This window comes from Pseudomonas sp. JL3 (genome assembly GCF_031570575.1).
In the GTDB taxonomy this organism is placed as follows: Bacteria; Pseudomonadota; Gammaproteobacteria; order Pseudomonadales; family Pseudomonadaceae; genus Aquipseudomonas; species Aquipseudomonas cucumis.
The window spans coordinates 134,361-159,270 of record NZ_JAKWJK010000009.1 but is presented as its reverse complement, the minus strand read 5'-3'; the positions used below and the strand labels follow the sequence as shown (position 1 = coordinate 159,270).

General features: G+C 60.0%; 21 protein-coding genes and 1 other RNA gene. 17 read left to right on the top strand and 5 right to left on the bottom strand.

What is annotated here, in order from left to right; all coding sequences use genetic code 11:
• Positions 1–22: 22 nt before the first annotated feature.
• The 6 genes from lepA (at position 23) to pdxJ (ending at position 6,157) form a co-directional block, all read left to right on the top strand.
• Positions 23–1,822 (top strand): translation elongation factor 4, encoded by a 1,800-nt coding sequence (gene lepA, locus MMG91_RS17200; RefSeq protein WP_305446813.1) that lies wholly within the window; start codon positions 23–25, stop codon positions 1,820–1,822.
• A gap of 5 nt (positions 1,823–1,827) precedes the next feature.
• A complete protein-coding gene (gene lepB / locus MMG91_RS17195; protein ID WP_038981676.1) occupies positions 1,828–2,682 on the top strand; it encodes a signal peptidase I in 855 nt (284 codons plus the stop codon).
• 184 nt (positions 2,683–2,866) lie between these two features.
• Positions 2,867–3,556 (top strand): ribonuclease III, encoded by a 690-nt coding sequence (gene rnc, locus MMG91_RS17190; protein ID WP_007905528.1) that lies wholly within the window; start codon positions 2,867–2,869, stop codon positions 3,554–3,556.
• Positions 3,549–4,451 (top strand): GTPase Era, encoded by a 903-nt coding sequence (gene era / locus MMG91_RS17185; protein ID WP_305446812.1) that lies wholly within the window; start codon positions 3,549–3,551, stop codon positions 4,449–4,451. The genes rnc and era overlap by 8 nt, the downstream gene beginning before the upstream one ends.
• Positions 4,452–4,623: 172 nt before the next feature.
• A complete protein-coding gene (recO, locus tag MMG91_RS17180; protein ID WP_310660227.1) occupies positions 4,624–5,313 on the top strand; it encodes a DNA repair protein RecO in 690 nt (229 codons plus the stop codon).
• Positions 5,314–5,410: 97 nt separating this feature from the next.
• Entirely contained in the window at positions 5,411–6,157 is a 747-nt protein-coding gene (gene pdxJ / locus MMG91_RS17175; protein WP_310660226.1) for a pyridoxine 5'-phosphate synthase, read from the top strand.
• Between the two features lie 36 nt (positions 6,158–6,193).
• Here the strand turns inward: pdxJ and mltF are convergent, their stop codons facing one another.
• A complete protein-coding gene (gene mltF / locus MMG91_RS17170; protein WP_310660225.1) occupies positions 6,194–7,654 on the bottom strand; it encodes a membrane-bound lytic murein transglycosylase MltF in 1,461 nt (486 codons plus the stop codon).
• Positions 7,655–7,928: 274 nt separating this feature from the next.
• On the opposite strand from mltF, the gene purL reads away from it, so the two are divergent.
• Positions 7,929–11,825, top strand: a complete 3,897-nt coding sequence (gene purL, locus MMG91_RS17165; protein ID WP_305503190.1) for a phosphoribosylformylglycinamidine synthase — start codon at positions 7,929–7,931, stop codon at positions 11,823–11,825.
• Between the two features lie 5 nt (positions 11,826–11,830).
• The gene (locus tag MMG91_RS17160; protein ID WP_310660224.1) at positions 11,831–12,142 is read left to right on the top strand and encodes a YqfO family protein; all 312 of its coding nucleotides are present in this window, start codon (positions 11,831–11,833) and stop codon (positions 12,140–12,142) included.
• A 122-nt stretch (positions 12,143–12,264) separates the two neighbouring features.
• Here the strand turns inward: MMG91_RS17160 and MMG91_RS17155 are convergent, their stop codons facing one another.
• The 4 genes from MMG91_RS17155 to MMG91_RS17140 all read right to left on the bottom strand — a co-directional run bounded on the left by MMG91_RS17155 (position 12,265) and on the right by MMG91_RS17140 (position 15,711).
• Complete coding sequence (locus tag MMG91_RS17155) at positions 12,265–12,843, bottom strand: BON domain-containing protein (protein WP_305446806.1); 579 nt, start codon at positions 12,841–12,843, stop codon at positions 12,265–12,267.
• Positions 12,840–13,433: a phosphoheptose isomerase gene (locus MMG91_RS17150; protein ID WP_007904374.1), complete on the bottom strand. Its 594-nt coding sequence runs from the start codon at positions 13,431–13,433 to the stop codon at positions 12,840–12,842. Before MMG91_RS17150 ends, MMG91_RS17155 begins: the two co-directional genes overlap by 4 nt.
• A gap of 104 nt (positions 13,434–13,537) precedes the next feature.
• Positions 13,538–13,900, bottom strand: coding sequence for a YraN family protein (locus tag MMG91_RS17145; RefSeq protein WP_223488270.1), 363 nt, complete (start codon positions 13,898–13,900; stop codon positions 13,538–13,540).
• On the bottom strand, positions 13,900–15,711 hold the full coding sequence (locus MMG91_RS17140) for a penicillin-binding protein activator (RefSeq protein ID WP_310660223.1): 1,812 nt from the start codon (positions 15,709–15,711) through the stop codon (positions 13,900–13,902). The genes MMG91_RS17145 and MMG91_RS17140 overlap by 1 nt, the downstream gene beginning before the upstream one ends.
• 177 nt (positions 15,712–15,888) lie before the next feature.
• Here MMG91_RS17140 and rsmI point away from each other — a divergent pair, with 177 nt between their 5' ends.
• From rsmI to mraY, 9 genes are all read left to right on the top strand, one after another.
• Entirely contained in the window at positions 15,889–16,794 is a 906-nt protein-coding gene (gene rsmI, locus MMG91_RS17135) for a 16S rRNA (cytidine(1402)-2'-O)-methyltransferase (protein ID WP_310660222.1), read from the top strand.
• Positions 16,795–16,868: 74 nt separating this feature from the next.
• An RNA gene (gene rnpB / locus MMG91_RS17130) (RNase P RNA component class A) lies at positions 16,869–17,222 on the top strand.
• Positions 17,223–17,576: 354 nt separating this feature from the next.
• A complete protein-coding gene (gene mraZ, locus MMG91_RS17125) occupies positions 17,577–18,032 on the top strand; it encodes a division/cell wall cluster transcriptional repressor MraZ (protein WP_003205355.1) in 456 nt (151 codons plus the stop codon).
• Positions 18,029–18,976 (top strand): 16S rRNA (cytosine(1402)-N(4))-methyltransferase RsmH, encoded by a 948-nt coding sequence (gene rsmH / locus MMG91_RS17120; protein ID WP_370694677.1) that lies wholly within the window; start codon positions 18,029–18,031, stop codon positions 18,974–18,976. The genes mraZ and rsmH overlap by 4 nt, the downstream gene beginning before the upstream one ends.
• Entirely contained in the window at positions 18,973–19,266 is a 294-nt protein-coding gene (gene ftsL, locus MMG91_RS17115) for a cell division protein FtsL (RefSeq protein ID WP_038981628.1), read from the top strand. The genes rsmH and ftsL overlap by 4 nt, the downstream gene beginning before the upstream one ends.
• On the top strand, positions 19,266–21,005 hold the full coding sequence (locus tag MMG91_RS17110; RefSeq protein ID WP_310660246.1) for a penicillin-binding protein 2: 1,740 nt from the start codon (positions 19,266–19,268) through the stop codon (positions 21,003–21,005). Before ftsL ends, MMG91_RS17110 begins: the two co-directional genes overlap by 1 nt.
• Positions 21,005–22,468, top strand: a complete 1,464-nt coding sequence (locus MMG91_RS17105) for a UDP-N-acetylmuramoyl-L-alanyl-D-glutamate--2,6-diaminopimelate ligase (RefSeq protein WP_305446803.1) — start codon at positions 21,005–21,007, stop codon at positions 22,466–22,468. The genes MMG91_RS17110 and MMG91_RS17105 overlap by 1 nt, the downstream gene beginning before the upstream one ends.
• Complete coding sequence (gene murF, locus MMG91_RS17100; RefSeq protein ID WP_310660221.1) at positions 22,461–23,828, top strand: UDP-N-acetylmuramoyl-tripeptide--D-alanyl-D-alanine ligase; 1,368 nt, start codon at positions 22,461–22,463, stop codon at positions 23,826–23,828. The genes MMG91_RS17105 and murF overlap by 8 nt, the downstream gene beginning before the upstream one ends.
• Positions 23,828–24,910 (top strand): phospho-N-acetylmuramoyl-pentapeptide-transferase, encoded by a 1,083-nt coding sequence (mraY, locus tag MMG91_RS17095; protein WP_008005012.1) that lies wholly within the window; start codon positions 23,828–23,830, stop codon positions 24,908–24,910. Before murF ends, mraY begins: the two co-directional genes overlap by 1 nt.

Here is a 24,910-nt window from a genome sequence, read left to right as displayed (position 1 = left end):
CAGCCTTTTTGAGTGTTGATCCGTGAGTGATTTGAGTCATATCCGCAATTTCTCCATCATCGCCCACATTGACCATGGCAAGTCGACGCTGGCCGATCGCTTCATCCAGATGTGCGGCGGCCTTGCCGAGCGCGAAATGGAAGCCCAGGTGCTGGACTCCATGGACCTGGAACGTGAACGCGGGATCACCATCAAGGCCCACAGCGTCACCCTTTATTACACCGCCCGCGATGGCATCAAGTACCAGCTGAACTTCATTGACACCCCCGGCCACGTTGACTTCACCTACGAAGTCAGCCGTTCGCTGGCGGCCTGTGAAGGTGCGTTGCTGGTGGTCGATGCCGGTCAGGGCGTTGAAGCGCAGTCGGTTGCCAACTGCTACACGGCAATCGAGCAGGGCCTGGAAGTCATGCCAGTCCTGAACAAGATCGACCTGCCTCAGGCCGATCCGGACCGCGTCAAAGAAGAAATCGAAAAAATCATCGGCATCGATGCCACCGATGCGGTCGAGTGCAGTGCCAAGACCGGCCTGGGCGTCGACGAAGTGCTCGAACGTCTGGTTCACACCATTCCTGCGCCGACCGGCAACTACGAAGATCCGCTGCAAGCGTTGATCATCGACTCCTGGTTCGACAACTACCTGGGCGTTGTTTCCCTGGTTCGCGTGCGCCACGGTCGTGTGAAGAAGGGCGACAAGATCCTCGTCAAGTCCACCGGCAAGATCCATCTGGTGGACAGCGTCGGTGTCTTCAACCCGAAACACACCCCTACCGCCGACCTGAAGGCCGGTGAAGTGGGCTTCATCATCGCCAGCATCAAGGACATTCACGGTGCGCCAGTGGGCGATACCCTGACCTTGAGTTCGACGCCAGACGTTGACGTGCTGCCAGGCTTCAAACGCATTCAGCCGCAGGTGTACGCCGGCTTGTTCCCGGTCAGCTCCGACGACTTCGAGGACTTCCGCGAGGCGCTGCAAAAGCTCACGCTCAACGATTCGTCGCTGCAATACACACCGGAAAGCTCAGACGCACTGGGTTTCGGCTTCCGTTGCGGCTTCCTCGGCATGCTGCACATGGAAATCATCCAGGAGCGCCTGGAGCGCGAATACAACCTGGACCTGATCACCACGGCGCCGACGGTAATCTTCGAGCTGCTGCTCAAGACTGGCGAGACGATTTACGTCGATAACCCGTCCAAGCTGCCGGACTTGTCTGCCATCGAAGACATGCGCGAGCCAATCGTGCGCGCCAATATTCTTGTACCGCAAGAGCACTTGGGTAACGTTATTACCCTGTGTATCGAAAAACGTGGTGTACAGGTCGATATGCTGTTCCTCGGCTCCCAGGTACAAGTGACCTACGACCTGCCGATGAACGAAGTGGTGCTGGACTTCTTTGATCGTTTGAAGTCCACCAGTCGCGGCTATGCTTCTCTGGACTACCATTTCGATCGTTACCAATCGGCCAGCCTGGTGAAACTGGACGTGCTGATCAACGGCGACAAGGTCGACGCGCTGGCGCTGATCGTGCACCGTGACAACTCGCACTACAAAGGTCGCCAGTTGACCGAGAAGATGAAAGACCTGATTCCGCGGCAGATGTTCGACGTGGCAATCCAGGCCGCCATTGGTGGTCAGATTGTGGCGCGTACAACCGTCAAGGCACTCAGAAAGAACGTATTGGCCAAATGCTACGGCGGTGACGTCAGCCGTAAGAAAAAACTGCTGGAAAAGCAAAAGGCCGGTAAAAAACGCATGAAGCAGGTGGGTAACGTGGAAATTCCACAAGAAGCCTTCCTTGCAGTGCTCAGGTTGGATAGTTAGGTCCTATGTCACTAAATTTCCCGCTGTTGCTGGTCATCGCCGTGTTCGTCTGCGGCCTGTTGGCGTTGCTCGATCTGCTGTTCCTGGCGCCACGGCGCCGGGCTGCCATTAACTCTTACCAGGGTAGCGTCAGCCAGGCTGACATGGTGGTGGTCGAGAAACTGAACAAAGAGCCGCTGCTGGTCGAATACGGCAAGTCGTTCTTCCCGGTGCTGTTCATCGTGCTGGTGCTGCGTTCGTTCCTGGTGGAACCGTTCCAGATTCCTTCCGGCTCGATGAAACCGACCCTGGACGTCGGCGACTTCATTCTGGTGAACAAATTTTCTTACGGGATCCGCCTGCCGGTGATCGACAAGAAAGTCATCGAAGTCGGTGATCCGCAGCGCGGCGATGTGATGGTGTTCCGCTACCCGAGCGACCCGAACGTCAATTACATCAAACGTGTGGTGGGCCTGCCGGGTGACCAGATTCGCTACACCGCCGACAAGCGTCTGTTCGTCAACGGTGAGTCGATTGCCGAACAACTGGTCGGCTCCGAGCCGGGCACGTTGGGCAGTGCCGAGCTCTACAAGGAAAAACTCGGCATCGCCGAGCACCTTATCCGCAAGGAAATGAGCCGCTACCGCGCAGCGCCGGATCGTTCGTGGACCGTGCCTGCCGGGCACTACTTCATGATGGGCGACAACCGCGACAACTCGAACGACAGTCGCTACTGGGATGATCCGAGTATTCCCAAGGATCTGCTGGGCATGGTTCCCGACAAGAATATCGTCGGCAAGGCCTTCGCAGTCTGGATGAGCTGGCCGGAACCCAAACTCAGTCACCTGCCGAATTTCTCGCGGGTTGGCCTGATCAAGTAATCACACGCGGCGCTGTTGAACACAGCGCCGAATGCATTTCTGGAGTCGGCATAATCGGCAACAGAAGCATGAAAACAACGATATTCAGGACGTTATTTTTGAACACAGCGTTAATTGTCCCAAGCCTGCGCCGCACCACGGCGATGGCGGTGGAATCCAGCCACGAACTCAGCGTGGGTAAACCGTGAGCGTCTCCTTAAGCCGTCTAGAGCGTCAGCTCGGCTACACCTTCAAAGACCAGGAGCTGATGGTCCTGGCCCTGACTCACCGCAGCTTTGCCGGGCGCAACAACGAACGCCTGGAGTTCCTCGGTGATGCCATCCTCAACTTCGTCGCTGGCGAGGCGCTGTTCGATCGCTTCCCGCTGGCCCGCGAAGGCCAGTTGTCGCGTTTGCGCGCCCGCTTGGTGAAAGGTGAGACCCTGGCCGTACTGGCCCGTGGTTTCGACCTGGGCGAATACCTGCGCCTGGGCTCCGGCGAATTGAAAAGCGGCGGTTTCCGTCGCGAGTCGATTCTGGCCGATGCCCTGGAAGCGCTGATTGGTGCGATTTATCTGGACGCCGGCATGGACATGGCGCGCGAGCGCGTGCTGGCCTGGCTGGCCGGAGAGTTCGAAGGGCTGACGCTGGTCGACACCAACAAAGATCCGAAAACCCGCCTGCAGGAATTCCTGCAGTCCCGTGGTTGTGAGCTGCCGCGTTACGAAGTGGTGGATATCCAGGGTGAGCCGCATTGCCGGACGTTCTTCGTCGAATGTGAAATCATCTTACTGAATGAAAAAAGCCGAGGTCAGGGTGTGAGTCGTCGTATTGCCGAACAGGTAGCGGCCGCCGCAGCACTGATTGCCCTGGGTGTGGAGAATGGCAATGACTGATACAACCGCAACTCGCTGTGGCTATGTTGCCATCGTCGGCCGTCCCAACGTGGGCAAGTCCACGCTGCTGAACCACATTCTGGGTCAGAAGCTGGCGATCACCTCGCGCAAGCCGCAGACCACCCGTCACAACATGCTCGGCATCAAGACCGAAGGCGCCGTTCAGGCGATCTACGTCGACACCCCGGGCATGCACAAGGGCGGCGAAAAGGCTCTGAACCGCTACATGAACAAGACCGCTTCGGCGGCGTTGAAAGACGTCGACGTGGTGATCTTCGTGGTTGACCGCACCAAGTGGACCGATGAAGACCAGATGGTCCTCGAACGCGTTCAGTACGTGACTGGCCCGCTGATCGTGGCGCTGAACAAGACCGACCGTATCGAAGACAAGTCCGAGCTGATGCCGCACCTGACCTGGTTGCAGGAACAGCTGCCGAACGCGCAGATCATGCCGATCTCGGCCCAGCACGGGCACAACCTGGACACGCTGGAACGAGTGATCGCCGAGCACCTGCCGGAAAACGATCACTTCTTCCCGGAAGACCAGATCACCGACCGCAGCAGCCGCTTCCTCGCCGCCGAACTGGTACGCGAAAAAATCATGCGTCAGCTGGGCGCCGAGCTGCCATACCAGATCACCGTGGAAATCGAAGAGTTCAAGCAGCAGGGCAAAACCCTGCACATTCATGCCTTGATCCTCGTCGAGCGTGACGGCCAGAAGAAAATCATCATTGGCGACAAGGGCGAGCGCATCAAGCGCATCGGCACCGAGGCGCGCAAGGACATGGAGCTGCTGTTCGACTCCAAGATCATGCTTAACTTGTGGGTCAAGGTTAAGGGCGGCTGGTCCGATGACGAGCGTGCGCTACGTTCGCTGGGTTACGGCGACCTGTAAACCCGGTCTGCGCTGCACCGTAGAACCCTGTGGGAGCGGGCTTGCCCGCGATGAGGATGTAACATTCAGCGCAGATGTTGAATGTAAGTCCGCCATCGCGGGCAAGCCCGCTCCCACATTGGTTTTGGGTTGTTTGTAAAACTGCGCTCTTTCATTGAGAACTGCGATTTCCATGTCGACCACCGCGCCAACCGGCCAACCCGCCTACGTCCTCCACAGCCGCGCCTACCGCGAAAGCAGTGCACTGGTGGATTTCCTTACGCCGCAAGGTCGGCTGCGGGCGGTGTTGCGTAGCGCGCGGGGCAAGGCCGGGACGTTGGCGCGGCCGTTCGTGCCGCTCGAAGTCGAGTTTCGCGGGCGGGGAGAACTGAAGAATGTCGGTCGCATGGAAAGCGCCGGTGTTTCGACCTGGCTCAATGGTGAAGCATTGTTCAGCGGCCTGTACCTCAACGAGTTGCTGATTCGTCTGCTGCCCGCCGAAGACCCTCATCCCGCGGTTTTCGATCACTACGCCGCGACCTTGCTCGCCCTGGCTGAAGGCCGTCCGCTGGAGCCGTTGCTGCGCTCTTTCGAATGGCGTTTGCTCGACGACCTCGGTTACGGCTTTGCATTGAACACCGACATCCACGGCGACCCCATCGCGCCGGACGGCCTCTATCGCTTGCAAGTGGATGCAGGCCTGGAGCGGGTCTATCTGCTGCAACCGGGCCTGTTCAATGGCACTGAGCTGCAGGCCATGGCCGATGCCGACTGGTCCGCGCCCGGTGCGCTGTCCGCTGCCAAGCGCTTGATGCGTCAGGCGCTGGCCGTTCATCTGGGCGGTCGTCCCCTGGTCAGTCGCGAGTTGTTTCGCAAGCCATAGTTTCGCAGCCATAGGAACTGTTGATGCTAGCGTCAACAGACCCAGGCTCCCCGTGTATGCTGTGCACCGAACTTTCCCTTATTTCAGGAGCGCTTCCGTGACCACCAGCAATCGCATTCTTCTTGGCGTGAACATCGACCACGTTGCCACCCTGCGTCAGGCCCGGGGTACTCGCTACCCGGATCCGGTCAAGGCAGCGCTGGACGCGGAAGAGGCGGGCGCTGACGGCATCACCGTGCACTTGCGCGAAGACCGCCGGCACATTCAGGAGCGCGACGTGCTGCTGCTCAAGGACGTGCTGCAAACCCGCATGAACTTCGAAATGGGCGTCACCGAAGAAATGATGGCGTTCGCCGAACGCATCCGCCCGGCGCACATCTGCCTGGTTCCGGAAACCCGTCAGGAGCTGACCACCGAAGGCGGCCTGGACGTGGCAGGGCAGGAGGCGCGGATCAAGGTCGCGGTGGATCGCCTGGCGAAGATCGGCTGTGAAGTGTCGCTGTTCATCGACGCAGACGAGCGGCAGATTGAAGCATCCCGCCGTGTCGGTGCGCCGGCCATTGAATTGCACACCGGGCGTTATGCGGACGCCGAGACGCCAACCGAAGTCGCTGAAGAGCTCAAGCGCGTGGCCGATGGCGTGGCATTCGGTCTGGGCCAGGGCCTGATCGTCAACGCCGGTCACGGCCTGCACTATCACAACGTCGAGGCTGTTGCGGCGATCAAGGGTATCAACGAACTGAACATCGGCCATGCACTGGTGGCCCATGCGTTGTTCGTCGGGTTCAAGTCGGCGGTGTCGGAGATGAAGGCGCTGATTCTGGCAGCTGCGTTGAAAGGTTAGATCGGCCGCGATGGCGTCTTTGAAGGCAGCGAAGATTTAAAGCGGCGGGGTTTCCTGGCTCGGCTTGGTCTTGTCGACCCCAGGTACATGCAGGTTGCCCTCGGCGACCTGATTGCCTTCCAGCTGTGGCTGCGTGACCCACGTCAGGATGTCGTAGTAACGACGGATGTTCGCCACGAAATGCACCGGTTCGCCGCCCCGGGCATAGCCATAGCGAGTCTTGCTGTACCACTGTTTCTGCGACAGGCGCGGCAGGATTTTCTTCACGTCCAGCCACTTGTCCGGGTTCAGCCCTGCCTTGGCTGTCAGTTTGCGCGCGTCATCCAGATGACCGCTACCAACGTTGTAGGCTGCGAGCGCGAACCACGTACGATCCGGCTCCTGGATCGACTCATCCAGTTGCTCCTTCATGTAGGCCAGGTACTTCGCGCCGCCCATGATGCTCTGCTTGGGATCGAGGCGATTGGACACGCCCATGGCTTGCGCCGTGTTCTGGGTCAGCATCATCAATCCGCGCACGCCGGTCTTGGACGTGACCGCCGCTTGCCACAGCGATTCCTGATAACCGACTGCGGCCAACAAGCGCCAATCGACTTTCTCTTTCTTGGCGTACGTCTTGAAATGCTGTTCGTACTTGGGCAACCGCTGCTGCAGATGCTGGGCGAAGGTGTAGGCGCCCATGTAACCCAGCACGTCGACGTGCCCGTAATAGCGATCCTTGAGGCGTTGCAGGGTGCCGTTTTTCTTCACTTTGTCGAGATAGGTATTGATCTCGTTGAGCAGGCTGTTGTCTTCGCCGGCGGCCACGGCCCAGCTCTGATTGCTGGCGTCGCCGAGATCGAAGGCGACCCGCACTTTGGGGAAGTACACCTGGTTCATTGCGACTTCGTTGGAATCGACCAGTGTCAGGTCGATCTGGGCTTCATCGACCATGCGCAGCAAGTCGACGACTTCAACCGCGTCGGACTCTTCGTATTCAATGCCGGGATATTTCTTTTTCAGCTCTGCCAATTGCTCGGCGTGGGTGCTGCCCTTGAGCACCATGATCTTCTTGCCGACCAGATCGCCTGCATCGGTCGGCCGCGACTGGCCGTTGCGGTAGATGATCTGTGGGGTGACTTCGAGGTAAGAGTGGGAAAAGCGCACCTGCTTTTTTCGTTGCTCGCTGCTGACCAGGCCGGCAGCAGCCAGCACCGGGCCATTGGGCTTGCCCACCTGATTGAACAGGTCGTCGAGGTTGTCGGCGGTTTCGATCTTGAGTTCAACCCCCAGATCGTCGGCGAAGCGCTTCACCAGCTCGTATTCGAAGCCGGTTTCACCGTTGCGATCCTGAAAGTAGGTGGCGGGACTGTTACGGGTAACCACCCGCAGCACGCCATCCTCCTTTACGCGCTCCAGCGTGTTGGGTTTATCAACACAGCCACCGAGCACCAGGAAGAGTCCGGTTGCGATCAGCCATTTGGCGTACCGCGGACGCAAAGCCGTTGGGGAAAACATCTGCGCAGTATACGCAAAGGACCACGAGCGCCATATCTCGACAGCGAAGGGCTTGTCTGCTAGAGAGTCTAAAACCCGTTTGGAGCCCGCAGGAATGGGCCCGAACAGCATTTTGTGACAGAAAAAATAACCTGCGGCGCGCACCTGTTTCAGGCCCGAATACCCGGCCCGACGTTCGGGTGCAGCCGTGCGTACCGTTTCGGGTGCTGTCGCGGGCGGTTTAGGCTAGAATGCACGGCCTCAAAGCACACCCCTTCCCGAGGCTGTCCCGAAGATGTTGATCCTGCGCGGCGCTCCTGCCCTTTCTGCCTTTCGCCACAGCAAACTCCTTGAGCAACTGAGCCAGAAGGTTCCGGCTGTCAGCGGCTTGTATGCTGAATTCGCTCACTTCGCCGAAGTTACCGGCGTCCTGACCGGCGACGAACAGCAGGTGCTCGCGCGCCTTCTGAAGTACGGCCCAAGCGTTCCAGTACAAGAGCCAACCGGTCGTCTGTTTCTGGTGTTGCCACGTTTCGGCACTATCTCGCCGTGGTCCAGTAAAGCCAGCGACATCGCTCGCAACTGCGGCCTGACCAAGATCCAGCGCCTGGAGCGCGGTATCGCGTTCTACGTCGCCGGCCAGTTCAGCGACGCCGAAGCGCAGCTGATCGCAGGCGCCTTGCATGACCGCATGACCCAGATCGTATTGGACAACCTTGAACAAGCCGCCGGCCTGTTCAGCCACGCCGAACCCAAGCCCCTGACCGCGATCGACGTGTTGGGTGGCGGCCGCGCCGCGCTGGAAAAAGCCAACACCGAGCTGGGCCTGGCCCTGGCCGAAGACGAGATCGACTACCTGGTCAACGCCTTCGTCGGCTTGAAGCGCAACCCGCACGACATCGAACTGATGATGTTTGCCCAGGCGAACTCCGAGCACTGCCGTCACAAGATCTTCAACGCCAGTTGGGACATCGATGGTCAGAGCCAGGAAAAAAGCCTGTTCGGTATGATCAAGAACACCTATCAGATGCACAGCGAAGGTGTTTTGTCGGCTTATAAGGACAACGCCTCGGTGATCGTCGGTTCCGTTGCCGGTCGTTTCTTCCCGGACCCTGAAACCCGCCAGTACGGCGCGGTGCAGGAACCGGTGCACATCCTGATGAAAGTCGAAACTCACAACCACCCGACCGCGATTGCCCCGTTCCCGGGCGCATCCACCGGTAGCGGCGGTGAGATTCGTGATGAAGGTGCAACCGGTCGCGGCGCCAAGCCAAAGGCTGGCCTGACCGGTTTCACCGTGTCCAACCTGCAAATCCCGGGTTTCGAACAGCCGTGGGAAGTGCCGTACGGCAAACCTGAGCGCATCGTTACCGCGCTGGACATCATGATTGAAGGCCCGTTAGGCGGTGCCGCGTTCAACAACGAATTCGGCCGTCCGGCCCTGACCGGCTACTTCCGTACCTTCGAACAATCGATCACCACCCCGCGTGGCGACGAAGTTCGCGGTTACCACAAGCCGATCATGCTGGCTGGCGGCATGGGTAACATCCGTGCCGAACACGTACAGAAAGGCGAGATCACCGTCGGCTCCAAGCTGATCGTGCTCGGCGGCCCGGCAATGCTCATCGGCCTGGGCGGTGGCGCTGCCTCTTCCATGGCCACCGGCACCAGCTCGGCGGATCTGGATTTCGCATCCGTACAGCGCGAAAACCCTGAAATGGAGCGTCGCTGCCAGGAAGTCATCGACCGTTGCTGGCAGTTGGGTGACAAGAACCCGATCAGCTTCATCCATGACGTGGGTGCGGGCGGTCTGTCCAACGCCTTCCCGGAACTGGTCAACGACGGTAACCGTGGCGGTCGCTTCGAACTGCGCAACATTCCAAACGACGAGCCGGGCATGGCCCCGCACGAAATCTGGAGTAACGAATCCCAGGAACGCTACGTTCTGGCAGTCGGCCCGGCGGACTTCGAACGCTTCCAGGCGATCTGCGAACGTGAGCGTTGCCCGTTTGCCGTGGTCGGCGAAGCCACTGCCGAACCGCAACTGACCGTGACCGACAGCCACTTCGGTAACAGCCCGGTGGACATGCCGCTCGAAGTGCTGCTGGGCAAAGCCCCGCGCATGCACCGTTCGGCCGTTCGCGAAAACGAGCTGGGCGACGATTTCGATCCGTCAACCCTCGAGATCGCCGACTGCGTCGAGCGCGTTCTGCATCACCCGGCCGTGGCCAGCAAAAGCTTCCTGATCACCATCGGCGACCGCACCATCACCGGCCTCGTGGCCCGTGATCAGATGGTCGGCCCGTGGCAGGTTCCGGTGGCCGACGTTGCTGTTACCGCCACCAGTTTTGACGTCTACACCGGTGAAGCCATGGCCATGGGCGAGCGCACTCCGCTGGCTCTGCTGGACGCTCCGGCGTCGGGCCGCATGGCCATCGGCGAAACCCTGACCAACATCGCGGCTTCGCGCATCGCCAAAATCTCCGACATCAAACTGTCGGCCAACTGGATGTCCGCTGCCGGTCACCCGGGTGAAGACGCGCGTCTGTACGACACCGTGAAAGCGGTCGGCATGGAATTGTGCCCGGATCTCGGCATCACCATTCCGGTGGGCAAGGACTCGATGTCCATGGCCACCCGCTGGAGCGACGAAGGCGTCGACAAGACTGTGACTTCGCCGATGTCGCTGATCGTGACCGGTTTCGCCCCAGTGGCTGACATCCGTCAGACCATGACCCCGCAACTGCGCATGGATAAGGGCACTACCGACCTGATCCTGATCGACCTCGGTCGCGGTCAGAACCGCATGGGCGCTTCGATCCTCGCTCAGGTTCACGGCAAACTCGGCAAGCAGGCACCGGACGTCGATGACGCCGAAGACCTGAAAGCCTTCTTTGCCGTGATTCAGGGCCTCAACGCCGACGGTCACTTGCTGGCTTACCACGACCGTTCCGACGGTGGTTTGCTGACCAGCGTGGTGGAAATGGCCTTTGCCGGCCACTGCGGCCTGAGCCTGAACCTCGACGGTCTGGCCGAAACCTCCGCCGACATCGCCGCGATCCTGTTCAACGAAGAACTGGGCGCCGTGATCCAGGTTCGCCAGGACGCCACTCCAGACATCCTCGCGCAGTTCAGTGCTGCCGGTCTGAGTGATTGCGTATCGGTGATCGGTCAGCCAATGAACAACGGTGAAATCAGCATCACTTTCAACGGTGACACCGTGTTCGAAGGTCAGCGTCGTCTGCTGCAACGTCAGTGGGCTGAAACCAGCTATCAGATCCAGCGTCTGCGTGACAACGCTGACTGCGCCGATCAAGAATTCGACGTATTGTTGGAAGAAGACAACCCGGGCCTGAGCGTCAAGCTCAGCTACGACGTCAACCAGGACGTCGCCGCGCCTTACATCAAGAAAGGCATCCGCCCACAGGTTGCCGTGCTGCGTGAGCAGGGCGTCAATGGTCAGGTGGAAATGGCGGCCGCGTTCGACCGCGCCGGTTTCAACGCGATCGACGTGCACATGAGCGACATTCTGGCCGGCCGTGTCGACCTGAACGAGTTCAAAGGTCTGGTGGCTTGCGGCGGTTTCTCCTACGGTGACGTCCTGGGTGCCGGCGAAGGCTGGGCCAAGTCCGCGCTGTTCAACAGCCGCGCTCGCGATGCCTTCCAGGGCTTCTTCGAACGTAACGACAGCTTCACCCTCGGCGTGTGCAACGGTTGCCAGATGATGTCCAACCTGCACGAGTTGATCCCGGGCAGCGAGTTCTGGCCGCACTTCGTGCGCAACCGTTCCGAGCAGTTCGAAGCGCGCGTGGCGATGGTACAGATCCAGGAGTCGAACTCGATCTTCCTGCAAGGCATGGCCGGTTCACGCATGCCGATCGCTATCGCGCACGGCGAAGGCCATGCCGAATTCGCCAGCGAAGAAGCGTTGCTGGAAGCCGATCTGTCAGGTTGCGTGGCGATGCGTTTCGTCGACAACCACGGCAAGGTCACCGAAAACTACCCGGCCAACCCGAACGGCTCGCCGCGCGGGATCACCGGTTTGACCAGCCGTGACGGTCGCGTGACCATCATGATGCCGCACCCGGAGCGTGTATTCCGCGCCGTGCAGAACTCGTGGCGTTCGGAAGACTGGAACGAAGACGCACCTTGGATGCGTATGTTCCGTAATGCTCGGGTTTGGGTTAACTAAGCGCCGTGTACAAGCTCTGTTTTTTTGTTCCGGCCAGCCATGTCGAGGTGGTCAAGAGTGCTGTGTTCGCTGCCGGTGGCGGGCGGATCGGGGCTTATGATCGCTGCGCGTGGCAGGTGTTCGGGTTGGGTCAGTTTCGTCCACTGGATGGCAGTCAGCCGTTCATTGGCGAAGCGGGGCAGGTCGAGCAGGTTGAGGAATGGAAGGTTGAGCTTGTGGTCAGTGATGAGTTGATTCGGGCGGTGGTGGTGGCTCTGAAAGAGAGTCACCCCTATGAGACGCCGGCTTACGAGGTATGGCGGTTGGAGGATTTCTGATCTTCCTGGCCGCTGAAATGAAAAACCCGCTGAAGTGATTTCAGCGGGTTTTTTTTTGTGCGCCCGGCGTGTGCGCAATCGGGTGAGAGTTCCACCGTTTTGCGCAGACGCCTACAAGCCGATCAGTCGATGTACTCAAACAACTTCACGATCTTCTGCACGCCGGAAACGCCTTGTACCAGATTGGTTGCCTGGGCCGCTTCCTGCTTGGTCAGCAGACCCAGCAAGTAGACGATGCCGTTTTCAGTCACAACCTTGATGCGTGACCCCGGGATGGAGGGATCGGTAAGCATCTGGGTCTTGATCTTGGTGGTCAGCCACGTGTCGTTCTGGCGCGCCAGCAGCGAGGAGGGCTGCAGCACTTGCAGCTCGTTGTGTACCTTCTTTACCCGCTGAACGGAGGCGGCAACCTGTTCGGCCTTGGCCTTGAGGTCGGCGCGCGGGGTTTGCCCGGCCAGCAGCACTACGCCGTTGAAGCTGGTGACGACGATGTGCGAGTTGTTGTCCAGGTCCGGATCGGCCTTGGCGATGTTTACACCTGCCTTGGTTTCGATCAGGGAGTCGTCGATCTTGCTGCCGAAGGTGCGGGTGCCACGGTCATCATCGATCGGCGCTTCACGGCTGGCGGTAACCACCGAGGTGCAGCCGCTGATGCCAAGGCACAGGGTCAAGGCCAGAAGGCCTAGGCGATTAGGGGTCATTCTTCACTCCCGAACAGTTGGCTGTCGATCAAATCGCAAAGGCAATGGATCGCCAGCAGGTGGACTTCCTGAATACGTGCGGTGACGTTGGCCGGTACGCGAATCTCGACGTCCTCAGGCAATAGCAGTGACGCCATGCCGCCGCCATCACGACCGGTCAATGCTACGACAATCATTTCGCGATCATGTGCGGCCTGGATCGCTTGAATTATATTTGCCGAGTTGCCGCTGGTGGAAATCGCCAGCAAAACATCACCCGGCTGGCCCAGGGCGCGAATCTGTTTGGAGAAGATTTCGTTGTAGCTGTAATCGTTGGCGATCGAGGTGATTGTCGAGCTGTCGGTGGTCAGCGCGATGGCCGGCAGACTCGGGCGCTCGCGCTCGAAACGGTTGAGCAGTTCGGACGAGAAGTGCTGCGCGTCACCGGCGGAGCCGCCGTTGCCGCAGGACAGCATTTTGCCCTCGTTGAGCAGGGCGTTGACCATGACCTGACTGGCTTGCTCGATGTGCGGTGCAAGTACGTCCATCGCCTGTTGCTTGGTGTCGATACTGGCCTGAAAAAGCTGGCGAATTCGCGATTGCATGTCCATCTGTGTGACCTTAATTAGCGCGGCTACTCGGCACATGAAAGTGCAGCCCGCAAAGCAAAGAGCAAAAGTGTTGGGTGAAGGTGTCCGGTTCGGGGCGCAAGCGATCAGCTGTCGAAGGCATTCTGCAACCAGTTCAACTGATCAAGGTTGCTGTCGATGGCAACCACGTCGAAGCGGCAGGGGAAATTGGCCCAACGCGACTCGCGCTGAAGAAAATACTGCGCGGCAAAAATCAGTTTCTGCCGTTTGCGGCCATCGATGCTATCGAGCGCGCCACCCCATTGGGTGTTTTTTCTGTAGCGGACTTCGACGAATACTACTGTATCGCCATCAAGCATGACCAGATCAAGCTCGCCGCGTTTACACAACCAGTTCTGCGCCAGCAGGCGCAGACCTTGTTGCTGAAGATGCTCGAGCGCATGACGCTCGGCATCTTTACCGCTTTGCTGGCGTGACCTGTCAGGCATCAGCGCGAGGTATCCGGCAGGCGTTGAACCTGGCCGTTGGTGAACTCTGCCCATGGCAACTGACGCTCGACGCGTTGATTCTGAGTCATGCCCAGGCTGCCCGATTGGCCTTGGATGCGGCTGTCCGGCAAGGCCTTGAGTTGCCCCAGGCGCGGTGCCAGGCGATAGGCGTCAACGCCCATCGCGTACAGGCGACCCAGGCTGCCGCCGGCTTGTGGCCATTGTGCAGTGACCTGTTTGCGCAGCGGGTCGTTGGCGTCCAGCAGCCAAGGGGTTTCGCAGAAGCGAATACCGTTCATGTCGTTGTACTGGTTCTGGTCGCCGCTGGCGCTGAACACGTGGGAGGTGGCGTAAACCGGTACGTCACCCGCGTACTGGAAGTTCAGGGTCGGTTTGATCTGTTGGGCTTGTTGCGGCGTTGCGGCCAGGAAGATGAACTCGATGTCCTGACGACGCGAAGGTTGTGCGGCAACCTGCGAGCCAACGGTGCTTTGCAGGCTCTTGGCGCGGCCTTCGCTCTGGCGCAACTGGAACATGTCGGCAATCTGCTGGGCCAGTTGCACCGGCTGGTCGACGCGTTCGGTAGCAACGATGCTGCCCCCGTTGGCTTGCCAATCCTGGCTGAACGCCCTGAGTACGCGGTCACCCCATTCGCCTTTCGGCACCATGATGGCGGCGCGGTGCAGGCCATCGGCGCGCGCACGACGGGACACTTCGCGGGCTTCGTCTTCAGCGGCAAGACCGAACTGGAACAGTTGGGCCGGACCTTGTTCGCCTTCGCTGTAGTTCAGTGCAAGGGTCGTGATCGGCAGTTGCGGGCGCGCGCTGAGTTGTTTGACCAGGGGCTTCTCCAGTGGGCCGACCACCAGTTGCACGCCATCGGCCTGGGCCTTGCGATAAAACTCGTCGAGGGAGGTCAGGCGCGAGCTGTCATAGAACTCGATGGCTGGCGGCTTCTGCCCGGCTTGTTGCGCCTGGTAGTGAGCGGCCATGAAGCCTTCGCGTAGTGCTCTGCCAACCGAACCCAGTGGGCCGTCTTGCGGCAGTAGCAGGGCGATCTTGCTCAGGGGCTGGCTGGCCAGCTCCTTGAGTTTGGTCAGTGGCAGCGGCAGCTGGATGGCAGCCGGGTGCTTTGGATTCTTTTCGCGCCAGTTGTCGATCGCCGCTTGCTGCTGTTCCAGGGTGCCGGCTGTTTTCACTGCCTGCGCCAGACGTATCCAGCCGCCGAGGTCGTCGTCGGTAGTCGGCTGCAATTGATCGGTCGGCAGCGAAGCGATCAGGGTCCAGATCGCTTCGTGGTTTTTGCTGGCAGCTTCACCTTCAAGCATCGGCGCAATAAAGATGCGCTCCCGTGCGGCGGCCAGGGTCTGGCCGTCGGCCTCAAGGGCGCGGGCATGTACGGTGCCGGTGCGAACTTGTTGTTCGACGGGCAGTTCGCCCAGGCGTTGCAGGCTCGGATGGCTCAGGGCAGTCAGCGCCGCTTTGGGCTGATTGCGGGCCATGGCCAGTTCAGCCGCCAGGGTGCTGGCGAAGACTTGTTGGCCAGGCTTGAGTTGTTCCACCGGGACCTGTTGCAGGATTTGCGCGGACTGCCCGGCATTGCCCTGACGATAAGCCAGGTCTGCTGCGCTCAAGCGCAATAGGGCGGCTTTTTCCGGATCTTTGCTTTTAGTGGCCTGTTCGAGCAGTTGCTCGATACTGGCGTCCGGGGTCCGTGGAAGTTCGCCAAGGCTGGAGGAGGGCGAGCTGGCGCAAGCCGCCAGCAAGGCAGCGAGGCAGAGGGCAGTGAGCAGCCGCAGGCAAGCGATCATGTAAGTGTTCCTGATACTCGATCAAATTAGCGTGGAATTGTACCCAAGCACTGGCCGGGGCGCGATGTTACTGGCGTGAATCGATCAATTTAGCTCGTGCAAATGTTGCAGCACTGCACAAAAGGCTGGAAAACCCGGGGAGGGCAAGGCGTATCGCAAGCGCCGCTACGCGCTACAATGTCGCCTTTTACCGATCATGAGGTGTGCGCTTTGACTGCTCCAGGTGCTTTGAATTCCGCTGCTGGCTCGCTTTATGTGGTGGCGACGCCCATCGGCAACCTGGACGATATCAGTGCGCGTGCGCTGAAGATCCTGCGCGAGGTCGCCTTGATCGCGGCCGAAGATACTCGCCATTCCCAGCGATTGATGCAGCATTTCGGTATTCCTACGCCGCTGGCGGCCTGCCATGAACACAACGAGCGGGAGGAGGGTAACCGCTTTATCACGCGTCTGCTGGCGGGCGACGATGTGGCGTTGATTTCCGACGCCGGGACGCCGCTGATTTCAGATCCGGGTTATCACTTGGTGCGTCAGGCTCGTGCCGCCGGAATCAATGTGGTGCCGGTTCCGGGTGCATGTGCATTGATTGCTGCGTTGTCAGCGGCGGGGCTGCCATCCGACCGTTTCATCTTCGAAGGGTTTTTGCCGGCCAAGGCTGTCGGCCGACGTGCTCGTCTGGAACTGGTAAAAGAAGAACCGCGCACGCTGATTTTCTACGAAGCACCGCACCGCATCCTCGAATGCCTGCAAGACATGGAGCTGGTATTCGGCGCCGAGCGTCCGGCGTTGCTGGCGCGTGAACTGACCAAGACTTTCGAAACCCTTAAAGGCTTGCCGTTGGCCGAGTTGCGCGAGTTCGTCGAATTGGACAGCAATCAACAGCGTGGCGAGTGTGTGGTGCTGGTGGCGGGCTGGACTGCCCCTGAGACGGAAGACGCTGTCAGCAGTGAGGCCATGCGCATTCTCGACCTGTTACTCGAAGAGATGCCGCTCAAGCGTGCGGCGGCATTGGCCGCGCAAATTACCGGCGAACGCAAGAATGTGCTCTACCAGGTCGCGCTGGATAAACAGAAGGGCGAGTAAAACCGACGTGCAGCGCCGGCCAGAGGCTTTTAGCGCTTGTTCTTCGGCCGCTCTGCCGTTAATCTTCGCGGCGGAGAGTCGATCGGACAGTCGCTGCCCTCTATGAAAATTAGGGGGGGGAGGAAAGTCCGGGCTCCATAGGGCGAAGTGCCAGGTAATGCCTGGGAGGCGTGAGCCTACGGAAAGTGCCACAGAAAATAACCGCCTAAGCGCTTCGGCGCCGGTAAGGGTGAAAAGGTGCGGTAAGAGCGCACCGCACGTCTGGCAACAGTTCGTGGCTAGGTAAACCCCACTTGGAGCAAGACCAAATAGGGTCCCAAGGCGTGGCCCGCGCTGGGACCGGGTAGGTTGCTAAAGATGTCCAGTGATGGCCATCGTAGACGAATGACTGTTCAAGACAGAACCCGGCTTACAGATCGACTCTCCACCTTTTTTTCCTCTCTGCCGGATCATTGGCAGCGATGTGCGTAATGGCAATTTCCCTCCCTGCTGAATCAATAGCAGAAGCGCTTTTGTAATACCGAAAAAATCTTACTCTTAACAAACTACTTTAACTTCTGAACGCAGCCTTCTGTGCTGATTCAAGTTATTGAGCGAATTCATCCGTCAGATTCTCGTTAACCCTCCTTTTACGCTCCTAAATCTCCGTTCTGTAAGGCTTTTCCTTTAATCCGCGCCTTGACGGTGTGGTGGGGGCATTCCTATAGTGTGCGCAAGTGGCGGAAAGTGGCATGAAGTGGGTTTTTTGAGCGTAAAACGCTAATATTTGGAGAAACGCTGACGTGTTTCGCGGAGCTAACGCTATCAGTCTCGATGCAAAGGGCCGTCTCGCTATGCCGAGCCGGTACCGTGACGAGCTGGTTTCGCGTAGTTCCGGTCAATTAATCGTCACCATCGATGCCGTTGATCCGTGTTTGTGTGTTTATCCCCTCGATGAGTGGGAAATTATCGAAACCAAACTGCGCGCACTGCCTTCGCTTCGCGAAGAAAACCGCCGCCTGCAACGTTTACTGATTGGTAATGCCGTCGACCTCGAGCTCGATGGCAGTGGTCGTTTTCTGGTTCCGCCGCGTCTTCGCGAATATGCCAAGTTGGATAAGCGCGCAATGTTGGTAGGCCAACTGAACAAGTTCCAATTGTGGGACGAGGATGCCTGGAATGCGGTTTCTGCCGCTGACCTGGCTGCTATTCAACAACCGGGCGCTATGCCTGATGAACTGCGTGATTTGATCCTGTGACTATTGATAGCGGCTTTAACCACATCACCGTACTGCTTGACGAAGCCGTCGAGGCTCTCGCCGTACGTCCTGATGGCTGCTATCTGGACGGTACGTTCGGACGTGGCGGGCACAGTCGGTTGATCCTCAGCCAGCTCGGACCTGATGGCCGGTTGCTCGGATTCGACAAAGATCCTCAAGCGATTGCCACCGGGCAAACGCTAGCGGCCGAAGACGGCCGCTTTGTCGTTGTGCAGCGCAGTTTTGCCGAGCTCGGTTCGGAAGTCGCCGAGCGCGGTCTGGCCGGCAAGGTCAGCGGTGTTCTGCTCGACCTCGGCGTATCTTCGCCGCAGCTCGACGACCCGGAGCGCGGTTTCAGTTTCCTCAACGACGGTCCGTTGGACATGCGCATGGACCCGTCCCGCGGGATCAGCGCCGCCGAGTTCGTCAACACCGCGCCGGTGGAAGAAATCGCCCGGGTGTTCAAGCAATACGGCGAAGAGCGTTTCTCCGGTCGCATGGCACGTGCAGTGGCCGAGCGTCGCGACATCAAGCCGTTCGAGCGCACTGGCGATCTGGCTGAAGTGTTGAAAGTCGCCAACCCGGCATGGGAAAAGGGCAAGAACCCGGCCACCCGTGCATTCCAGGGCCTGCGTATTCACGTCAACAACGAACTGGGCGATCTGGAAACCGGCCTCGAAGCCGCGCTGGAATGCCTGGAAGTAGGCGGCCGTCTGGTCGTCATCAGCTTCCACTCGCTGGAAGACCGCATCGTCAAACTGTTCATGCGCAAACTGGTGAAAGGCGAAGCCGACAACCTGCCGCGCAACCTGCCGGTCCGTCACGTCGCTTTCGAACCGAAAATCAAAATCCATGGCAAAGCGCAGTCTGCCTCCGAGGCCGAACTCAAAGCCAACCCACGTTCCCGTAGCGCCATCATGCGTGTCGCGGAGAAGTTGCGGTGAGCAAGCTTTTCGCCAAGCCACTTCCCGGCGGAAGCTTTTTCATGCTGCTGCTGTTTGTCGGCGTGCTTGTGTCGGCCATCGGCGTGTCCTATAGCGCACACTGGAACCGTCAGTTGCTGAATTCTCTGTACGGCGAATTGAGCGTGCGCGACAAGGCGCAGGCGGAGTGGGGGCGGTTGATTCTCGAGCAGAGCACCTGGACCGCCCATAGCCGTATCGAAGTCCTGGCCACCGAGCAGCTGAAGATGCGCATTCCAGGCGCCGCTGAAGTGCAGATGGTGGCGCCATGATGAAACTCGAAGGCGCGCTCTTCCCATGGCGGTTCCGTCTGGTGGTGGGTTTGCTCGGCATCATGGTGGCCGCGATTGTCTGGCGCATCATCGATTTGCAAGTGGTCGACCGTGCCTTCCTTAAAGGTCAGGGCGATGCGCGCAGTGTTCGTCATATTCCGATTCCGGCTCACCGTGGTCTGATTACCGACCGTAACGGCGAGCCGTTGGCCGTGAGTACCCCGGTCACCACCCTGTGGGCCAACGCCAAGGAAATGCAAACGGCCAAAGAAACGTGGCCGGCACTGGCGGCTGCCTTGGGGCAGGACCCGAAAGCCCTGGCCGAACGTCTCGAAGCCCAGGCCAATAAAGAATTCATTTATCTGGTGCGCGGGCTGACCCCCGAGCAGGGCCAGGCTGTGCTTGATCTGAAAGTGCCGGGCGTTTATGGCATCGAAGAGTTCCGGCGTTTCTACCCGGCCGGTGAAGTCACCGCCCATATGGTCGGCTTTACCGACATCGATGATCACGGGCGCGAAGGCGTCGAGCTGGCCTACGACGAATGGCTGGCCGGCGTCCCCGGCAAGCGACAGGTGATCAAGGACCGGCGCGGCCGGCTGATCAAAGATGTCCAGGTCACCAAAAACGCCAAGGCCGGCAAGCCCTTGGCGTTGTCCATTGACCTGCGTCTGCAATACCTGGCCAACCGTGAACTGCGCAACGCGATCATCGAGAATGGCGCCAAGGCCGGCAGCCTGGTGATCATGGACGTGAAGACCGGCGAGATCCTCGCCATGGTCAACCAGCCGACCTACAACCCGAACAACCGTCGCAACCTGCAACCGGCGATGATGCGCAACCGCGCGATGATCGACGTGTTCGAGCCGGGCTCCACCATGAAAGCGATTTCCATGAGCGCCGCGATTGAAACCGGGCGCTGGAAGCCGACCGATACCGTCGAGGTGTATCCAGGCACCTTGCAGATTGGTAAGTACACCATCAAGGACGTATCCAAGAGTGAAGGCCCGGTGCTCGACCTGACCGGTATCCTGATCAATTCCAGTAACGTCGGCATGAGCAAGGTTGCGTTCGATATCGGCGGCGAAACGATTTTCCGTCTGGCGCAGAAAGTCGGCCTCGGCCAGGACACCGGTCTCGGCTTCCCGGGCGAGCGCGTTGGCAACCTGCCGAACTACCGCGAATGGCGCAAGGCTGAAACTGCCACGCTGTCCTACGGCTACGGTATTTCCGTGACTGCGATCCAGTTGGTCCACGCCTTCTCGGCCCTGGCCAACAATGGTCGTCTCGCGCCGCTGACCCTGATCAAAACCGACAAGGCACCGCAAACCACACAGGTATTGCCGGAAGCCGTCGCGAAAACCATGCAAACCATGTTGCAACAAGTGATCGAAGCCCCGCGCGGTGTATTCCGTGCGCAGGTGCCGGCGTATCACGTGGGCGGCAAGTCGGGTACCGCGCGTAAAACGTCGGTCGGCACCAAAGGCTACGCCGAGAATTCCTACCGCTCGCTGTTTGCCGGCTTCGGCCCGATGAGCGACCCGCGCTACGCAATTGTGGTGGTGATCGATGAACCGACCAAGGCCGGTTACTTCGGTGGTCTGGTATCGGCGCCGGTGTTCAGCAGAGTGATGTCCGGGACCTTGCGCCTGATGAACATTACCCCGGACAACCTGCCTGCCACTCAACAAGCGAACGCCGCACCGGTCGTTCCGCTGAAAGCTAATGGAGGGCGCGGCTGATGTCGCTGAGCCTGAACAAGATTTTCGCCCACGCCGGCCGCGATCTGTTGATCCGCGAATTGGCGCTGGACAGCCGCAACGTACGGGCAGGCGATCTGTTTCTCGCGGTTCCTGGTGGCAAGTTCGACGGGCGTGCGCACATCGCCGACGCCTTGCAACGCGGCGCTGCTGCCGTGGCTTATGAAGTCGAAGGCGCGACCGTGCTGCCGATTACCGATGTGCCGTTGATTCCGGTCAAAGGCCTGGCGGCGCAGCTGTCGGACATCGCCGGACGTTTTTATGGTGACCCGAGCCGTCATTTGAACCTGATCGGCGTGACCGGCACCAACGGTAAAACCAGCGTGACCCAATTGATCGCCCAGGCGCTCGACCTGCTCGGTCAGCACTGCGGCATTGTCGGCACCCTGGGCTCCGGTTTCTACGGCGCGCTGGAAAGCGGTCTGCACACCACGCCGAACCCGATAGCGGTGCAAGCGACCCTCGCCGACCTGAAAAAGGCCGGCGCTAAAGCCGTGGCCATGGAAGTCTCTTCCCACGGCCTGGATCAGGGCCGCGTGACTGCGTTGGCGTTCGATGTGGCGGTGATGACTAACCTGTCGCGCGATCATCTGGATTACCACGGCACCATGCAGGTCTATGGCGAAACCAAGGCCAAGTTGTTTGCCTGGAATGATCTGAAGTGCCGGGTGGTCAACCTGGACGACGATTTCGGCCGGCAACTGGCGGCTGATAAAGGCGAGTCGCGACTGATCACTTACAGTCTGGAAGATTCCAGTGCCTATCTGTATTGCCGCGAAGCGCAGTTCGACGACGAAGGCGTGCGCGCCACGCTGGTCACGCCGCAAGGCGAGCACCATTTGCGCAGCACCTTGCTCGGTCGTTTCAACCTGAGCAACGTGTTGGCCGCGATCGGCGCCTTGCTCGGGCTGGACTACGCGCTGGACGAAATCCTCAAAGTGCTGCCGAAACTCGAAGGCCCGGCCGGTCGCATGCAGCGCCTGGGCGGCGGTACTCAGCCGTTGGTGGTGGTCGATTACGCCCACACACCGGATGCGCTGGAAAAAGTCTTGATGGCCCTGCGTCCTCACGCCAAAGGCCGGTTGCTGTGCCTGTTCGGTTGCGGCGGTGATCGCGATCGCGGCAAGCGTCCGCTGATGGCGGAAGTGGTCGAGCGTCTGGCCGATGGCGTACTGGTCACCGATGACAATCCGCGCACCGAAGACCCGACCGTGATTTTCGACGACATCCGTGCCGGTTTCACCGCTGTGGATAAAGTTGCCTTCGTCGCCGGCCGTGGCCAGGCGATTGCCCAATTGATCGCCAGCGCTTCGGCGGATGACGTGATTGTCCTGGCCGGTAAAGGTCACGAGGACTATCAGGAAATCAACGGCGAGCGCCACGCTTTCTCCGATCTGGTCGAGGCCGATCACGCCCTGACCGCGTGGGAGGTGGCCCATGCTTAAAGCCTTGAAACTGAGCGAACTGACCAGCGCATTGAATGGCCGTCTGATTGCCAGCGACGCCAGCTTTGACGGCGTCAGCATCGACAGCCGCGCGATCACGCCCGGCCAGCTGTTTATTGCTCTGGCCGGCCCGCGTTTCGATGGCCATGATTACCTCAATGACGTCGCCGCCAAAGGCGCCGTGGGTGCCTTGGTCGAGCGTGAAGTCGCCGACAGCGCGCTGCCGCAACTGCTGGTCAAGGACACCCGCCAGGCCCTCGGCCAATTGGGCGCGATGAACCGTGCGGCGTTCACTCAGCCGGTCGTGGCCATCACCGGCTCCAGCGGCAAGACCACGGTCAAGGAAATGCTTGCAAGCATCCTGCGCACGCGCGGTCCGGTGCTGGCGACCCGTGGCAACCTGAACAATGACCTCGGCGCTCCACTGACCCTGCTCGAACTGGCGCCGGAGCATACCGCGGCCGTGATCGAGCTCGGCGCTTCGCGGCTCGGCGAGATTGCCTACACCGTCGGCATGACCAAGCCCCACGTGGCTGTCATCAACAACGCCGGGACCGCCCACGTCGGCGAGTTCGGCGGGCCGGAAAAAATCGTTGAAGCCAAGGGCGAGATTCTCGAAGGGCTGGATGCCGATGGCGTCGCGGTGCTGAATCTCGACGACAAGGCGTTTGAAATCTGGAAAACCCGAGCCGCCGGTCGCAAAGTGCTGACGTTTGCCCTGAGCAACATCAGCGCCGACTTCTACGCCAGCGATCTGGACCGCGATGCCCGCGGTTGCCCGGCGTTCAACCTGCACAGCCCTGAAGGTGTGGAACGGGTTCAGCTGAACCTGCTCGGCACCCATAACGTCGCCAATGCCATGGCCGCCGCCGCTGCCGCGCATGCCTTGGGCGTGTCGCTGTTCGGCATCGCCACCGGTCTCGGCGCCGTGCAACCGGTCAAGGGACGCACCGTGGCGCAACTGGCCAGCAATGGCATGCGCGTGATCGATGACACGTACAACGCAAACCCCACCTCCATGTGCGCCGCCGTTGATATACTCGCCGGCTTTTCCGGTCGCACCGTTTTGGTGCTCGGAGATATCGGCGAGTTGGGCGATTGGGCGGAGCAGGGGCACCGCGATGTGGGCGAGTACGCCCGCGGCAAGGTTTGCGCGCTGTACGCGGTCGGGCCAATGATGACCCACGCCGTGAATGCTTTCGGCGAGCAGGCTTTTCACTTCAGCACACAGGCTGATCTGATCAAGGCCCTGGAAGCCGAGCAGGACACAAACACCACCATTTTGATCAAGGGCTCGCGCAGCGCCGCGATGGAAAACATCGTCGCCGCTTTGTGCGGGACCCGTCTGGAGAAACATTAATGCTGCTGCTGCTAGCGGAGTATCTGCAACAGTTCTACAAAGGCTTCGCGGTCTTTCAGTACCTGACCCTGCGCGGGATCCTCGGTGTGCTGACCGCGCTGGTCTTGTCGCTGTGCTATGGCCCGTGGATGATCCGCACCTTGCAGAACCGTCAGATCGGTCAATCCGTTCGCAACGACGGCCCGCAATCGCACCTGTCCAAATCCGGCACCCCGACCATGGGTGGCGCGCTGATTCTTTCGTCCATCGGCGTCAGCACCTTGCTCTGGGCTGACCTGACCAACCGTTACGTTTGGGTCGTGTTGTTGGTGACCCTGCTGTTCGGCGCCATCGGTTGGGTCGACGATTACCGCAAAGTCATCGAGAAAAATTCCCGCGGCCTTCCGAGCCGCTGGAAGTATTTCTGGCAGTCGGTGTTCGGCCTGGGCGCGGCGATCTTCCTTTATATGACTGCCGCGACGCCGGTAGAAACCACCCTGATCCTGCCGATGCTCAAGGACTACAGCATTCCGCTGGGCGCGGGTTTCATCGTCCTGACCTATTTCGTGATTGTCGGCTCGAGCAACGCGGTCAACCTGACCGACGGCCTCGACGGTCTGGCGATCATGCCTACCGTGATGGTCGGCGGCGGCTTGGGGATCTTCTGCTACCTGTCGGGTAACGTGAAATTCGCTGAATACCTGCTGATTCCTTACGTACCGGGCGCGGGTGAGTTGATCGTATTCTGCGGCGCGCTGATCGGCGCGGGCCTGGGTTTCCTCTGGTTCAACACCTATCCGGCCCAAGTGTTCATGGGCGACGTCGGCGCACTGGCACTGGGCGCGGCCCTGGGCACCATCGCGGTGATCGTCCGTCAGGAAATCGTCCTGTTCATCATGGGCGGCGTGTTCGTGATGGAGACCCTGTCGGTCGTCATTCAGGTTGCCTCCTTCAAGTTGACCGGTCGCCGTGTGTTCCGCATGGCACCGATACACCACCACTTTGAACTCAAGGGCTGGCCCGAGCCACGTGTGATCGTCCGTTTCTGGATCATCACCGTGATTCTGGTACTGGTCGGCCTTGCCACCCTGAAGCTGAGGTAG